Raw genomic sequence first — 14,038 nt, 5'->3', positions numbered from 1 at the left:
ATAATCTTTCAGTCACTTATGGCTGACGCAGAGTGACGCAGAACCGCCGGGGGGCGATGCGGATGGCCGGTGCGAGAGCACGTATCCGGGTGAAGGTGCTGGGGCCGGTACAGCTGGAGGTCGACGGGGTTCCGGTCCGGCTGACGCCGCTGACGGTACGGCTGCTGGTCCGGCTGGTGGCGGCCGAGGGCGAGGCGGTCCCGGTGCGGCAGCTGCGCCGCGACGTGTGGGGGCTCGCCGACGAGCCGCGCCACCTGGACCAGCGCAACCGCAACGAGGTCCAGAAACGGGTCCTGGAGCTGCGGCGGGCGCTGGCCCCCGGCCAGGACAGCGTGGGCACCCAGGTCCTGCGCACCGAGCAGCAGGTCACCGTGCAGGGCCCGGAGACCGCCTACCGCCTGGTGCTGCGGCCCGAGGAGTTGGACAGCGCGCGGTTCACCGCGATCGCCAGCGGCGCCCTGCTCGCACCGCCGGCCACCGCCGCGCACCGGCTGGCCGAGGCGCTGTCCCTGGTGCGCGGCCGGCCGCTGGCCGAGGTCAACGGCGAGGGGTTCGCGGTGCCCTTCGTACGCCGCCTGACCACCCTCCAGGACTCCGCGCGCCGCGAACTGGTCCGTGTGCAGACCGACCTGGGCCGGCCCGAACTCGCACTGCCGGTCGCCGAACTGATCGTCCACGAGCATCCCGACGACGCCGAGGCCGCCCGGGTCCTGGAGGCGCTGCGCGCGGAGCTGCGCGCCCGGCACGGCGCCGAACTGCTGCGGCACCGGGTGCCGTTGCCGGGCCAGCGGGCGGACGTGGTGCTGGTCCGCGGCGACCTGTTCGAGCAGGCGGACTGCAACCTGGTGATCGGGTTCTCCGACACCTTCGACACGGAGACCGCCGAGGATCTGGTGATCAGCCGCGAGAGCCTGCAGAGCCAGCTCGTCGACCGGCTGTTCGCCGGGCGGCGGCGCGTGCTGGACGACCGGCTGCGGGCGGGGCTGCGCGCGGTGAAGGCGGCGGGCACCGAGAGCGTACGGGCCAAGCCGCTGGGCCGACGGGTCCGTTACCCGGTGGGCACGACCGTGGTCGTACCGGTCGACGGCCGGCGGGTGTTCGCCACGGCCTACTCGCGCCTCGGCAACGATCTGGTGGCCCGGTCCAACCACGCCGACCTGCGGCTGAGCCTGGACAACCTGTGGGCCTCGGTGGCGGTGTACGGCCTGTTCAAGCCGGTCGCCGTGCCGCTGATCGGCTCCGGGCTGGCCCGTGTCACCGACCTGGACCGGGGCCAACTGGCCGCCCTGATCGTGGACTCGTTCATCGACGCCTGCCGCCGCCACCCCGCCCTGACGCCCGAACTCCGCATCGTCATCCTGCCCCAGGAGCTGGCCCGGACCGATCTGACCCCGGTGGAGAAACGCTTCGAGGACCTGGTGCTCGGGCTGCCCGCGGCGGACTGACGACGAAGGCGGGACCGGGCGGCGACTCGGACGTGTCCCCCGGGCCGGCGGGCTGCTCCGCATCTCTCGGCTCCCCCTTCGCGGCGCCGTCCCACCGGCCGCGCCTCGCGCCACACCACCCGGCCCCACCACCGCCCACGACACCACCCCGGCCACTTCCGCCGGTACCCACCAACCGCTTCCGATCCGGTTCCGAGGCGTTCCCGGCAGCGGCACGCGCCGCCGGAGCACGGCCAGGGCTCCGAGCCCCGCGTACAGGACGGCCGCTCCCGACCGTTGGGTCCCGCGCGGAACGGGTCTATCGTCGGAATCATGAGGCCAGGACGAGGAGGACGGCCGGTGATGCCGCAGGACGAGGCCGTGATCGGCTGCACGGGGACGGTGCTCATAGGAACCCGCGGCGCCATGGGCCCCGGCGAGGTCCTGGTACGGGTCAGAGGCGGCTCGGAGACGTTCCTCGCCTGGTCGGAGGAGCCCCTGCCGGTCGGCGCGACGGTACTCGTGATCGAATCACGGGGATGCCGCGAGGTCGGCGTCATCGAGTGGGTGGATCCATTGGACGCGCTCGGCGACAGCGCCGAGGCCGGCTGAGGAGTAACAGGAATGTTCGGATACCGCGTACCCGCTCCCGACGAGGCGATGCTGATCTCGGGGGGCAGGCGGGGACTGGGGGGCGCGCCGTTCCGAGTGGTCACGGGGCACGGGAAGTTCGTGCTGCCGGTCTTCCGGAAGGTCCGGTTCCTCACTCTTTCCATGTGCGAGTCCGAGGTCACCGAGACCTGTGTGACCAAGCAGGGCATCGCGTTGCACGTCCGCGCGGTCATCGCCTTCAAGGTCGGCAACGACCACGAGAGCATCATCAACGCCGGCCAGCGCTTCCTCTCCGACCAGGAGCAGATGTCGGTGCTCACCGGCCGGATCTTCGCCGGTCACCTGCGGGCCATCATCGGCTCGATGACGGTCGAGGAGATCGTCACCGAGCGGCAGAAGCTCGCCGCGGAGGTGCTGGACACCTCGAAGCTGGAGATGGCGAAGATCGGCCTGATCGTCGACTCGCTCCAGATCCAGTCGATCGACGACGGCGACACCGGCTACATCGACGCGATGTCCGCCCCGCACAAGGCGGCCATCCAGCGACAGGCCCAGATCGCCCAGGCGCAGGCCACCCAGGCCTCGGTGGAGGCGGAGCAGGTGGCGGCCCGCAACCAGGCCGAGTACGCCCGGCAGACCGCCATCGTCAAGGCGGAGTACTCGGCCGAGGTGGACCGCGCCCAGGCGCAGGCCGCGCAGGCCGGACCGCTGGCGCAGGCACACGCCCAGCAGGAGGTGCTCGCCGCCCAGACGGAGCTGGCCCAGCGCCAGGCCAAGCTGCGCCAGGAGCAGCTGGTCGCCGAGGTCGTGCGGCCCGCCGAGGCGGAGGCCGAGCGGGTCAGGATCCTCGCGGCCGCCGAGGCGCAGCGGATGAAGATCCAGGCGGAGGCGGCGGCCTCGTACGACCGGGTCGCGCTCGACCGGATGCTGATCGACCAGCTCCCGCAGATCGTCAAGGAGGCCGCCGGCGGCCTCGCGGGCGCCAACGTCAACGTCCTCAACGGCGCGGACGGCCTCGGTGAGATCGCGGCGGGCCTGGTCTCCCAGGGGCTGACGATCCTCGACTCGGTCCGGCAGAACCTGGGCGGCCAGGACTCCGACGGACAGCGCTCCGAGGGCCGCCGCTCCGGGGAGGGCGAGAGCAGCGGCCTGCTCCAGCTGCCCACCAGCAAGGGGCGGAAGTCCGACGACGGCCCGGTGGACGTCGACTAGGCGCTCCGCTGGATGTGCCGCGCCATGCCGTCCTGTCGGCTGCGGCGCCGTCGTGGCTGGTCGCGCAGTTCCTCCCCCAGCCTTCGGCCGGGGGGACCCCCAGCGCCCCTTCAGGGCGCCGATGGACTCGAAAATCGAACACGTGCTTGAATTTGGGCATGCGATCGTTTCCCGCGGACCTGACCCGGGCGCAGCAGGAATGGAGCGCCGCCTACCGGCAGCTCGCCGCGCGGCCCGGACGCACCGAGCTGCGCCGGCGGCTGCACCGGCTGTCGGCCGAGGTGTTCTTCCATCCCTACTGGCAGCAACGGCGTCCGAGCCCCGCCGCATGGTGGGAGCTGCGCGCCCTCGCGCGGTCGGACCGGGCAGGGAACTGAGAGGCCTCGGATGACGGGCTGGAGTGCGGGACCGTACGTCCCGGATGATCCTGAAGGCATGTCCGGACCGATACGGGTGATCGTGCATCCGCCGTCGCCGACCGGCGGCCGGCGGGTGCGGGTGGACGGCGAGATCCTCGGCCTCGCGCACAACGTGGCCGACGTCGCCGAGTTCCTTCGCCGTGCCGGGCTGGAGATCGACCCGGCGGACGTCGCGGCGGCACCGTGGATCGACTGGCGGGGCGGAGGGCCGGAGCAGTGGGGGCCGGAGCGGTGACGGGCCCCGGCACCGGAACACCCGGACAACACGCGAGCCCCGTCCACCATGTGGACGGGGCTCGGAACGGAGCGCCGGGCAGGCCTTGCACCTGCATTTCCCCGCAGGAAGCGGAGCGTCTTTCCTTGGACCACCAACGCAGTACCGGGCGGCCCTGATCGGGTCGGCCAGCTCTGTATTGATCATAGCCCATCCGGGTGGACATCCCCGCACCGGACGACGACCCGACCGACCGCGTTCTAGGGGATGTCGGGGCGGCGGGGTGCCCTCGCCACGTCGCGGGCCCGGGCCCTCTCCTCGGGGGAGGAGAACAGGGGTGGCTCGGGGGGCCGCCAGGTGTCCGGACCCGGCAGGCCCTGGCCGGTACTGGAAGCGGCGCCGGTGCGGGGGCCGGGGACGGGCAGCGGCGGGCGCCGGTCCGGGACGCCGGGCGGCGGCGCGGCGGGATCGCCCGGGAAGGCAGGCCTGGTACGCGGCCCCCTGGCGCCCGCGACGGCGTCGAGCAGGGCGGCGCGGGCCTGCTGCTCGTCCAGGCCGTGCAGGTTCCTGCGGATCAGCGGGGCCAGCAGGGCGGGGACCTCGGTGTCGTCGAGCGGCTCGATCACCAGCGGCACGAGACGCTCGCGCCGTGCCACGACCGACGCCCACTCCTGCCGGGTCCACCGCGAGGCGTCGAAGTAGTGCCGGGAGAACAGCGCCACCACCGCGTCGGCGCCGTTCAGCGCCTCGTCCATACGGGCCACGAAGTTGTCACCGGCCGACCAGTCCCACACGTCCAGCACGACCGCACGCCCGGCATCGCGCAGATGCCAGGCCACCCACTCCGCCCAGACCCGGTCCGGTCCGGCGTAACTGACGAATACCGACCCGTCCGCCACGCCCACCCCTGCCTCCCCTGCCGTCGTCCCGTCGTCGTCCCATCACCCCCATGGTTCCCCAAGTCCCCCGGAAACCGGCCGGGGTGAGGGCGAGTGTCCGGGAGTCCCGGATGCGCGGTGCGCCGGTTTCTTTACGCATTCCTGACGCCGGCGTCCGCATCCCGGTAAGGACGGTAAGTGTCCTCATCCTTGTCCGGATTCCTGTCCGGATTCCTGTCCGGATCACGTCGAGAACGGAGTGTGTGCCCATGGACGGCGCCGTCGTAGGGGTCGTGCTGGTGGTCGTGGCGGCCCTGCTCGTGCTGCGCAGCGGGATGCGGGTGGTCAACCAGGTCGAGCGTGGGGTGGTGTTCCGTCTGGGCAAGGCGCTGCCGGACTTCCGGCGGCCGGGGATCACCTTCCTCATCCCCTTCGCCGACCGGATGCGCAAGGTGAACGTGCAGGTGGTCACCATGCCGGTGCCCACGCAGGAGGGCATCACCAAGGACAACGTGTCGGTGAAGGTGGACGCCGTCGTCTACTTCCGGGTCACCGACCCGGTCCGCGCCGCCATCGAGGTGCAGGACTACATGTTCGCCGTCGGGCAGGTCGCCCAGTCCTCGCTCCGCTCCATCATCGGCAAGAGCGACCTGGACGACCTGCTGACCGACCGGGAGCGGCTGCACGAGGGGCTCGCCCTGATGATCGACAGCCCGGCCGCGGAGTGGGGCATCCACATCGACCGCGTCGAGATCAAGGACGTACAGCTCCCGGAGTCGCTGAAGCGGTCCATGTCCCGGCAGGCCGAGGCCGAACGGGAGCGGCGGGCCCGGGTCATCACCGCGGACGGCGAGTTCCAGGCCGCGCAGCAGCTCGCCAACGCCTCCCGGATCATGGCGGAGACCCCGGAGGCGATGCAGCTGCGCCTCCTGCAGACCGTCGTCGAGGTCGCCGCCGAGAAGAACTCCACGCTCGTCATGCCCTTCCCGGTGGAGCTGCTGCGCTACTTCGAGCGGGCGACCAAGCGGCTCGACCAGGAGGTCGAGAAGAACGAGCGGGAGACGGCGGACGAGCTCGGTGCGGGTCTGAAGGCCGGGATCGAGCAGATCGCCGCCGTCGCCGACAAGTTCGGGCCGGCCGCGGAGATCACGGCCGCACCGGAGCCGGCGCCGGAACCTCCCGCTGCCGCCGAGCGGCCGTAGCCAGCGACAGCGTCACCACGAGCGACGCACCCGCGACCAGGGTCATCGCGTCGGCGGGCGAGGTGAGTTGAGCCACCGAGCCCGCCAGCGCGGCGCCCACGCCCTGCATGGTCAGCATGCCGGCGGAGTGCAACCCGAGTGCGTGGCCGCTGAGTTCGTCGGGAGTCAGGGTCATCAGCCGCTCCTGCTGGACCAGGCTCGCGCCGAAACCGACCGAGGCGACGGCGGCACAGCCGGCGGCCAGGGCGAGCGGCGGGTGCGCGGCGAACAGCAGGTAGGGGGTGGCCAGGAGCAGCAGAAGGGGCGTGGCCATACGGGTGCGGACGGCGGGCGGGAGCAGCCGGCCGACCGTCACGTCACCGGCCAGCATGCCGAGGGCACCGCAGGCGAAGAGGGTGCCGGCCGCGTTCGGGGCGTACGACACGTACAGCGACTCGCAGCCGACGACCAGGCCGTTGGGCAGCCACAGGCCGAGGTAGGTGAGGCGGCGCGGGCGGGACGACCACAGCAGGGCGTTGGTGCGCCAGGTCGCGGCGACGGAGGGGCGGCCCGCGGTACGGGGCGGGCGGGCGCTCAGACCGAGGCGGAGGGCCAGCGCGGATGCCAGGTAGAGGGCCGCGGCGAGCAGCAGACAGATGCGCGGGGAGACGGCGGCCAGCAGGGCGCCGCCGGTGGCGTAACCGGCGATCTGGACCAGCCCGCTCATCATGTTGAACAGCGAACGCCCCGCCAGATAGCCGTCCTTGGTGAGGATCTCGGTCAGCAGACCCCAGCGGACCCCGCCGCCGAGCGCGGAGACCAGGCCGAGCAGGAGGACGACGGTGAGCAGCGCACCCGGCGGGAGCCCCGGCAGCGCCAGGCCGGCCGTGCCGACGGCGAAGACGAGGGAGATCGCGGCGAGGGTGGTGCGCGGGGGCAGCCGGTCGGCACCGGAGAGCAGGAAGGTCGCGCCCAGCACCTGGGCGAGCGAGGGGCCGAACATGCTCAGCGCGGACAGCAGGGGGGAGCCGGTGGTGCGGTAGACGAGCGTGCCGAGGGCGAGCCCGCCGACGGTACCGGCCGCGTTCTGGGCGGCCGAGCCGAGGAAGAGCGGGGTGAACTCCGGGGTGCGGAAGAGGGATCGGTAGCTGGGCATGGTCGGGAGTCTCGGGGGGCGGGACGGCCGGCGTTATTGTTTCCCGGGTACGCGAAAGATCCTCGCGACGCGGGCGGCTGTCGCGGCCGCGAGAGGCCCCGGCCGGCGCGCGAGCCTCTGACAGCAGGGAGACCCCCTTGGGCTGGTGGCAGCTCAACGCCGACACGTTGGCCCGTAGCCGGTTCGTGGTCTCCCCCTTCGCCGAGACCTTCGCGAGTCTGCGGCTGCTGCACTCCGGTACCGCCGCCCACCCCGGTGAGCGGCGCTGGCTGGACGGCCGTCTCCCCGGCTACCGCGCCCGCCTCGCCGCCGACCCCGTCACCGCGCTGCTCGTGCGCGCCGGGCTCGGCCGGGTCTGGACCGCGGACTTCCTCACCCCCACGCCCCGGGACGGCGAGAGCGCCGAGGACGGCATCGCGCGGGTGCGGTCGGCGCCGCCCGCCCCGGCGCGGGCGCAGCTGCGGGTGGCCCTGGACGGTCCGCTCCCCGCCGCCCTGGACCGCGACGACCTGCCCGAGCGGGCGGCGGATCTGCTGACGTACGTGTGGGAGGAGACCGTACGGCCGGACTGGGCGCGCCGGCGGCGGATCCTGGAGGCGGACGTCGTGGCCCGTACCACGCAGGTGAGCCGGGGCGGCTGGGCACAGGTGCTGGACTCGGTGCGGCCGGGGCGGACCCGCTGGCTCGGGGACAACCGGCTCCAGGTCAATCTGCACGAGTACCCGCCCCGCGAGATCTCCGGCGCCGACCTCCTCCTCGTCCCGGTCACGCCGAAGAGCGGCTGGGTCTCCTGGGAGGAGCCGGACCGTTACGCCCTGGTCTACCCATGTGCGGGCGCACTCGCCGACCCCGCCGGGCGGACGGTGCCGGCCGGTCTCGCCGCACTGCTGGGCAGCGCGCGCGCCGGAGTGCTGGTGCTGCTGCACGCCCCCATGAGCACCACCCACCTGACGGCGGTGACCGACCAGGGGCTCGGCTCCGTCGGCCGTCACCTCAGGATCCTGCTCGACGCCGGGCTGGTGGAGCGGCGGCGGGCCGGGCGGTCGGTGCTGTACGCGCGGACGGCGGCCGGGGACGTACTGGTCGAGGCCGGAAGCCGGTCCGCCACCGAGCGGAGTTAGCATCCGCGTATGACGACTTCTGAGAACAACGGGTCCGTGCTCGACGTGGAGATCGGTGCGCTGCGGGGCGGCTCGGCCGACCTGGCGGGTTACGGCGGCAAGGCCGTGCTCATTGTCAACGTGGCCTCCAAGTGCGGTCTGACCCCGCAGTACAACGGCCTGGAGAAGCTCCAGGAGCGGTACGCGGCGCAGGGCTTCACCGTGCTCGGGGTGCCCTGCAACCAGTTCCTGGGCCAGGAGCCCGGCAGCGCCGAGGAGATCGCCGAGTTCTGCTCGGCGACGTACGGGGTGACCTTCCCGATGACCGAGAAGGTCGAGGTGAACGGCGAGGGCCGGCACCCGCTCTACGACCGCCTGGTCGGGTTCGCGGACGGCGAGGGGCACACCGGGGACATCCGCTGGAACTTCGAGAAGTTCCTGATCGGCCGGGACGGGCGGGTCGTCGCCCGGTTCGCGCCGCAGGCCGAGCCGGAGTCGGCGGAGGTCGTGGCGGCGGTGGAGGCCGCCCTCGCCTGAGTCCGGGTAGTCCGGGTTGACCTTGCCCCTGGGGCAGGGACCAGCCTCCGGGTCACCGGGCGGAACGGATCCGCCCGGTGACGGAGGATGTGGCCGTGCAGGACCCGGTGTGCGACGCGGCCTTCCCGGTACGGTGACCGACCGGCCGACGCCGGGCACAAGCCGAGCCCCCTCGGCAAGGACGGCGGGCTGGTCGAGAGGGCTCTGGGTGACGCTTGTGCAGTTGTCGTAGTCGGGAGCGTGGGCGGTGGGTCAGCGAATGCCTCCCTACGCCTTGACCGAGGTCACGAAGGCGTTCCACGCGCCGGCCGGGAATGCGAGGACCGGGCCCTCCTCGACCTTGGAGTCACGTACGGCGAGTCCTGCGGTCGTCGGCGACTTGACCTCGACGCACGCCCCGTTCCCTGCGGAATAGGAGGACTTCGTCCACGTCTCCGTGGCGCCCTGAAGCAGTGCCATGTCCACTCCTGTTGCGAGATTGCTGTGGTGCTTGCAGTAGTGCGATTCACGCCAACCTTGCTGACCGGTTGGCGTGATCGACGCTACTAGCCAACTTCCCCGCCTGGAGTACCCGTTCACTCGTCCGGATGGCATATTCCAGAGGAGACTTCCATGGGAGCGTTACGCTGATGTAGGATCCGGCGCCGCCCGTCCAGGAAGGCTCAACGGGCGTACTCCTTGGCCGCGTCGGCGATGAACTGCCGGGACTGCTCGACGTTCAGCGACTGGGCGCGCAGGTGCTCGTACATGACGGCGTACTTCTGCACGTCGTGGGCCTTCTCCAGGTAGAGGTCACTGGTCACGCCCTCCAGGTAGACGACGCTGGAGTCGGCCGCGTCGGCGAACTCCAGGATCGCGTACTGCCCGTTGAGGCCGGGATGCGCGCCGCACTCGAAGGGCAGCACCTGGACGGTGATGTGCGGCTGCTGGGACATCTCCAGCAGGTACTCCAGCTGCTCGCGCATCACGAGCCTGCTGCCGACCAGCCGGCGCAGCGCGGCCTCGTCGAGCACCACCCACAGCCGGAGGGGGGTGTGTTCGGCGGTGATACGTTCCTGTCGCCGCATCCGGACCTGGACCCGCTTCTCGATGTCCGCGGCGGAGGTCTCCGGCAACGCCCCCTGCACCAGGGCCTCGGCGTACGCCCGGGTCTGCAACAGCCCTGTGACCAGCTGGGGTTCGTAGACCCGCAGCGACTCGGCGTCCGTCTCCAGACCGATGTAGACGCTGTACGGGATGTCCCCGAACGCGTGCCACCATCCTTGCTGCCGCGAATCCCTGGCCATCTCCATCAGGGACTCGACGACGCGCTGGTCCTCGACCTCGTACACCCCGCACAGGTCACGGACGTCGCGCTGGCTGATGCTCCGGCGCCCGTTCTCCAGCCGGCTGATCTTCGACTGGGAGACGAGCAGCCGCTCCGCCACCTCCTCCGCCGTCATGCCCTTGAGCTCGCGGAGCCTGCGCAGCTCCTGGCCCAGCCGGCGTCGCCTGACGGTGGGATTGACATTGGACGCCACGGGACGTGCACCTCCGGCTGCCTGCCTGTAACTACCACTTTGCGTATCTGCTGTTGAGCAGACTGCCACCAAGGTGCTTACTACCGCTGGGAAACAGTGGATATGCAGCGCGTACGCGTCAGTTCGGACACGGCCGAGCGGGACGGCGAGGCGCGTACCGCTCGGTACGCCTCACCGCCCCGCTCGGACCAGCGGCTCCCGGAACCGGGTCTCAGGGGTGCTGTGTTACTGCCGTGGAACTGCGGCTCAGTGCACCACGGCGCGGGCCATCGCGCCTCGCCGCGGCTGCATCGGAACCCCACGGGCGGGTTCCGGCGCACCGGGCCTGGCGCCTGGTCCTGCCGGTCGGCCTGCCGGGGCCGGGTTGCGGCGTGGCTGTGCGGCCGCGCCGTTCTGCACGTCCATGACGGCGTGGGCGACGAGCCCGCCCATCGGGTCGTGCCGGATCAGGTCCCGCAGCCTGGAACGAGAGGACCGTCCCTCGTTGCCCGGATACAGGTGCTTGCCGAGACCGACCGCGTGGGCCAGGGCGGCGAGCGCGGCGGTCCGCGGGTCCGGCGGTACGCCGGTGCGGATCGCCGAGTCCAGCCGGCCACGGATCTCCCGGGTGACGGCGTTGTCCGTCGCCTGGTACCGAGTGGTCGGCAGCACCCCGCACATCTGCCCCGCCACGGCGGCGACCATGCCGCACCGTTCGAGATGCGCGAGATAGATCTGGCGAAGGCCGAGACGGGGCCCGCCGATCCAGTGAACAGCCCGTACGGGAGCGCCACGCCGTCGCAGCAACTCCAACGCACAGTCCAAAGTCGGATCTCCAGTCGGCCGTGGCTGCACCACGGCGATACGATCCCCGTCTGGGGCTATCCGTCCGGCCAGCGCCAGCTCTACTAGCTGTGCTCCGGCCAGACCGAGGTCGAGCGACTGCGGCTGTGCAGTGGTACCCGTGGCCGGGTCCAGTGCCAGCAGCAGAAGCTCCTCCGGAAGTGTTCTGCGGCTCCTGCCCATCCATGCCTCCCCGCGTGGATGAATGACAGGGTGACCCCTCTCACATTGGTCTGTCGAGGGTGCGTGACCGGTTCGTAAGGGAACCGGTAGGTATGTCGTTCTCGTCTACCGCAGGGGCTAAGCCCGCACACAGGACACTGGTACATGGTTCGGACAGCGCACGGCAACGTGCGAAGCGTGGAGGAGGCATCGGTGGCGGGCGAGTCCCCCGACAGGTCGAAGCAGCGCGAGTCGTCGGAAGAACCGACGTCGGGGAATGCGGGAGCGGTTCCCGAAGCACGCGACCCGCGACTGGCGGTGGCCGCCGAGAAGGAGACCGCCGGCGGCGTGGACACCGCGACCCGGATCTTCTCGGTACGGGACCGGAAGGCGTCGGCCGACGGGGCCGGCAAGGACGACGCGAAGCTCCGCGAAGCGGTGGCGGCGTGGGTACGCACGGGCGACCCGACACAGGACACGGCGCAGGACGCCGAGGACCCCACCGAGGACCCCGCCGAGGACTCCGCGGCGGACGGCACCCAGGAGCCCCCGGAGGCGGCCAGGGAGCCCGAGGACGGCCCTGAGGCGCCCGAGGAGCACCAGGACACCCCGGAACCCCCGGAGAACCCCACCGAGACCGCAGAGCCCCAGGGCACCGAGTCGACGACCACCACAGACCCCCGGGGCACCGCCCCCGAGGACAACCCCACGGCAGCGACCGAGCCGAAGCCGACTCCCGATCCCCAAGACGCCACGCCCCAGGACGAGTCGGCCACCACCGCCGACCCCGAGGACGCGAAGCCCGAGGAACGGCCGACGGCCACCGCCGAGCCCGAGGACAAGCCCACCGCAGCGGCCGAGCCGCAGGATGCCGCGCCGAAGGCGGACGCCGAGCCTCAAGACGCCGCTCCCCAGGGCGAGTCGGCCACGACTGCCGAACCCGAGGACGCCAAGCCCGAGGACCGGTCGGCCACCACCACCGAACCCGAGGACGCCAAGCCCCAGGGTGAGTCGGCGACCACCGCCGAGCCCGAGGACGCCAAGCCCGGGTCCCGTGGGGCCGACGGGTCCGCGGCCGCGGCCGGTGATGCGCCGAAGGCGGAGGACGCGCCCGCGGACGCCGACGGCGGGGACGGACCGCAGGGGCCACCCGCGGCCGACGACGATGGCCGCACGGGTGGTGCGGGTGGGAAGACCGGCGGCGCCGAAGGCGAAGCCGAGGCCGGCCGGGGAGCCGAAGGCGGCACCGCGCCCGCCGTCGATCAGCCCACCGCCATGCTCAAGGCCCCCCGCCCCCCGCAGGTCGACCAGCCCACCACCATGCTCAAGCTGGGCGGTGCCACCAAGCCCGAGGGCGACGCCGAGCGCACCAGCAGATTCGTCGCTCTCAAGTCGGACATAGGGCCGGACACAGGGAAGGCCCCGAAGCCCGAGGCCGCCTCCACCACCCGCACCACCGTCCTCCCCCAGATCGGCCCCGAGCGCACCACCCAGCAGCCGCTTCCCCCGAAGCCCCCGCTGGACCTGCTCGCCGAGCTGACCAACACGCCCCCGCCGCCGGAGACCCCGGTCCGGACCCTCTTCCGCCGGGTCAAGATCTGGACGCCCCTGGTCATCGTCGCGCTGATCGTCTTTGCGGTCGCGCAGACTCTGCGCCCGCTGCCCCAGCCCACCCTCGACCTCACCGCGAAGGACACGTACACCTTCGACGGCAGCAAGGCGGACATCCCCTGGCCGGCCGACGGCCAGGCGGCCCTCGACGTCCAGGGCATCGGCACGTTCGGCTCCTCCGGCGAGCAGAAGCCGGTGCCGATCGCGAGCGTCGCCAAGGTGATGACCGCGTACATCGTCCTGCGCGACCACCCCCTGAAGAGCGGTGCCGCCGGACCGAAGATCAAGATCGACCAGGCCGCCCAGGACCAGGCGAACGCCGGCCAGGAGTCGACCGTCGACGTGACGGCCGGCGACTCGATCACCCAGCGCGAGGCCCTGGAGAGCATCCTCATCGCCTCCGCCAACAACGTGGCCCGGCTGCTGGCGCGCTGGGACGCCGGCTCCGAGAAGGCGTTCGTGGCGAAGATGAACGCCACCGCGAAGAAGCTCGGCATGACGGACACGACGTACACCGATCCCTCGGGGCTCACGAACTCGACCGTGTCCACCGCCGTGGACCAGGTGAAGCTGGCGAAGGCCGCCATGGCGAGCGAGCCGTCCTTCCGCGAGGTCGCCGCGATGATGTCGTACGACGACTACAAGGGCGTCAACCACGGCAACTGGAACCAGCTGGTCGGTCACAACGACGTCGTCGGCATCAAGACCGGCACCACCACCTCCGCCCTCGGCAACCTGGTCTTCGCCGCGAAGAAGACGGTCGGCGGCGAGACCCGCACGATCATCGGCGCGGTGCTGCGGCAGCCGGCCAGCGCCGCCTCGGACAACAGCATCCTCACCGCGGCCCTGAACGGCGGCGACAAGCTGATCCGGGCGGCCCAGGGCGCGCTGGAGTCGGCGACGATCTACAAGAAGGGCGATGTCGTCGGGTACGTGGACGACGGGCTCGGCGGCCGTACCCCGGTGGTGGCGACCGAGGACGTCACGGCGGTCGGCTGGGCCGGGCTGAAGGTGAGGCTGTCGTTCCAGGCGGACGACGTGCCGCACACCGCGAAGGCCGGCACCAAGGTCGGCACCCTCACCGTGGGTGACGGTTCCGGCTCCGCCGTCCAGGTTCCGGTCGCCCTGGAGAAGGAGCTCACCGAGCCCGGGTTCGCGGCCAAGCTGACCCGCCTCGGCTGACCCATAAC

At 71.9% G+C, this 14,038-nt stretch carries 14 protein-coding genes; 9 read left to right on the top strand and 5 right to left on the bottom strand.

Annotated features, from left to right (window positions below; genetic code table 11):
• Positions 1-62: 62 nt before the first annotated feature.
• From IEZ11_RS21460 to IEZ11_RS21440, 5 genes are all read left to right on the top strand, one after another.
• Positions 63-1,445 (top strand): AfsR/SARP family transcriptional regulator, encoded by a 1,383-nt coding sequence (locus IEZ11_RS21460; RefSeq protein WP_189264438.1) that lies wholly within the window; start codon positions 63-65, stop codon positions 1,443-1,445.
• Positions 1,446-1,787: 342 nt separating this feature from the next.
• Positions 1,788-2,036 carry an NfeD C-terminal domain-containing protein gene (locus IEZ11_RS21455; protein ID WP_189264437.1) on the top strand — a complete coding sequence of 83 codons (249 nt, stop codon included), beginning with the start codon at positions 1,788-1,790 and terminating at the stop codon, positions 2,034-2,036.
• 12 nt (positions 2,037-2,048) lie between these two features.
• On the top strand, positions 2,049-3,248 hold the full coding sequence (locus IEZ11_RS21450) for an SPFH domain-containing protein (protein ID WP_189264436.1): 1,200 nt from the start codon (positions 2,049-2,051) through the stop codon (positions 3,246-3,248).
• 158 nt (positions 3,249-3,406) lie between these two features.
• Positions 3,407-3,625: a DUF8825 domain-containing protein gene (locus IEZ11_RS21445; protein ID WP_189264435.1), complete on the top strand. Its 219-nt coding sequence runs from the start codon at positions 3,407-3,409 to the stop codon at positions 3,623-3,625.
• A gap of 58 nt (positions 3,626-3,683) precedes the next feature.
• Positions 3,684-3,902: a hypothetical protein gene (locus tag IEZ11_RS21440; RefSeq protein WP_189264434.1), complete on the top strand. Its 219-nt coding sequence runs from the start codon at positions 3,684-3,686 to the stop codon at positions 3,900-3,902.
• Between the two features lie 239 nt (positions 3,903-4,141).
• On the opposite strand, the gene IEZ11_RS21435 is transcribed toward IEZ11_RS21440, so the two are convergent.
• Positions 4,142-4,780, bottom strand: a complete 639-nt coding sequence (locus IEZ11_RS21435; protein ID WP_229713259.1) for a toll/interleukin-1 receptor domain-containing protein — start codon at positions 4,778-4,780, stop codon at positions 4,142-4,144.
• A gap of 248 nt (positions 4,781-5,028) precedes the next feature.
• Between IEZ11_RS21435 and IEZ11_RS21430 the strand changes: the two genes are divergently transcribed.
• On the top strand, positions 5,029-5,961 hold the full coding sequence (locus tag IEZ11_RS21430; RefSeq protein ID WP_189264432.1) for a slipin family protein: 933 nt from the start codon (positions 5,029-5,031) through the stop codon (positions 5,959-5,961).
• Here IEZ11_RS21430 and IEZ11_RS21425 read toward each other — a convergent pair.
• Complete coding sequence (locus tag IEZ11_RS21425; protein ID WP_189264431.1) at positions 5,906-7,096, bottom strand: MFS transporter; 1,191 nt, start codon at positions 7,094-7,096, stop codon at positions 5,906-5,908. The genes IEZ11_RS21430 and IEZ11_RS21425 overlap by 56 nt on opposite strands.
• 137 nt (positions 7,097-7,233) lie before the next feature.
• Between IEZ11_RS21425 and IEZ11_RS21420 the strand changes: the two genes are divergently transcribed.
• A complete protein-coding gene (locus IEZ11_RS21420) occupies positions 7,234-8,217 on the top strand; it encodes an ArsR/SmtB family transcription factor (RefSeq protein ID WP_189264430.1) in 984 nt (327 codons plus the stop codon).
• A 9-nt stretch (positions 8,218-8,226) separates the two neighbouring features.
• Positions 8,227-8,733 carry a glutathione peroxidase gene (locus IEZ11_RS21415; RefSeq protein WP_189264429.1) on the top strand — a complete coding sequence of 169 codons (507 nt, stop codon included), beginning with the start codon at positions 8,227-8,229 and terminating at the stop codon, positions 8,731-8,733.
• Between the two features lie 267 nt (positions 8,734-9,000).
• Here the strand turns inward: IEZ11_RS21415 and IEZ11_RS21410 are convergent, their stop codons facing one another.
• From IEZ11_RS21410 to IEZ11_RS21400, 3 genes are all read right to left on the bottom strand, one after another.
• Positions 9,001-9,192, bottom strand: coding sequence for a DUF397 domain-containing protein (locus IEZ11_RS21410; RefSeq protein WP_089102095.1), 192 nt, complete (start codon positions 9,190-9,192; stop codon positions 9,001-9,003).
• A 203-nt stretch (positions 9,193-9,395) separates the two neighbouring features.
• Positions 9,396-10,253 carry a helix-turn-helix domain-containing protein gene (locus IEZ11_RS21405; RefSeq protein WP_189264428.1) on the bottom strand — a complete coding sequence of 286 codons (858 nt, stop codon included), beginning with the start codon at positions 10,251-10,253 and terminating at the stop codon, positions 9,396-9,398.
• Between the two features lie 246 nt (positions 10,254-10,499).
• Entirely contained in the window at positions 10,500-11,258 is a 759-nt protein-coding gene (locus IEZ11_RS21400; RefSeq protein ID WP_189264427.1) for a GOLPH3/VPS74 family protein, read from the bottom strand.
• 177 nt (positions 11,259-11,435) lie between these two features.
• Here IEZ11_RS21400 and IEZ11_RS21395 point away from each other — a divergent pair, with 177 nt between their 5' ends.
• Positions 11,436-14,030, top strand: a complete 2,595-nt coding sequence (locus IEZ11_RS21395) for a serine hydrolase (RefSeq protein WP_229713257.1) — start codon at positions 11,436-11,438, stop codon at positions 14,028-14,030.
• Positions 14,031-14,038: the final 8 nt, after the last annotated feature.

The sequence above is a fragment of the Streptomyces fuscichromogenes genome, assembly GCF_014645815.1.
GTDB lineage: Bacteria > Actinomycetota > Actinomycetes > Streptomycetales > Streptomycetaceae > Streptomyces > Streptomyces fuscichromogenes.
The sequence above is the reverse complement of the archived record's forward strand: the minus strand, read 5'-3'. Positions and strand labels throughout refer to the sequence as shown.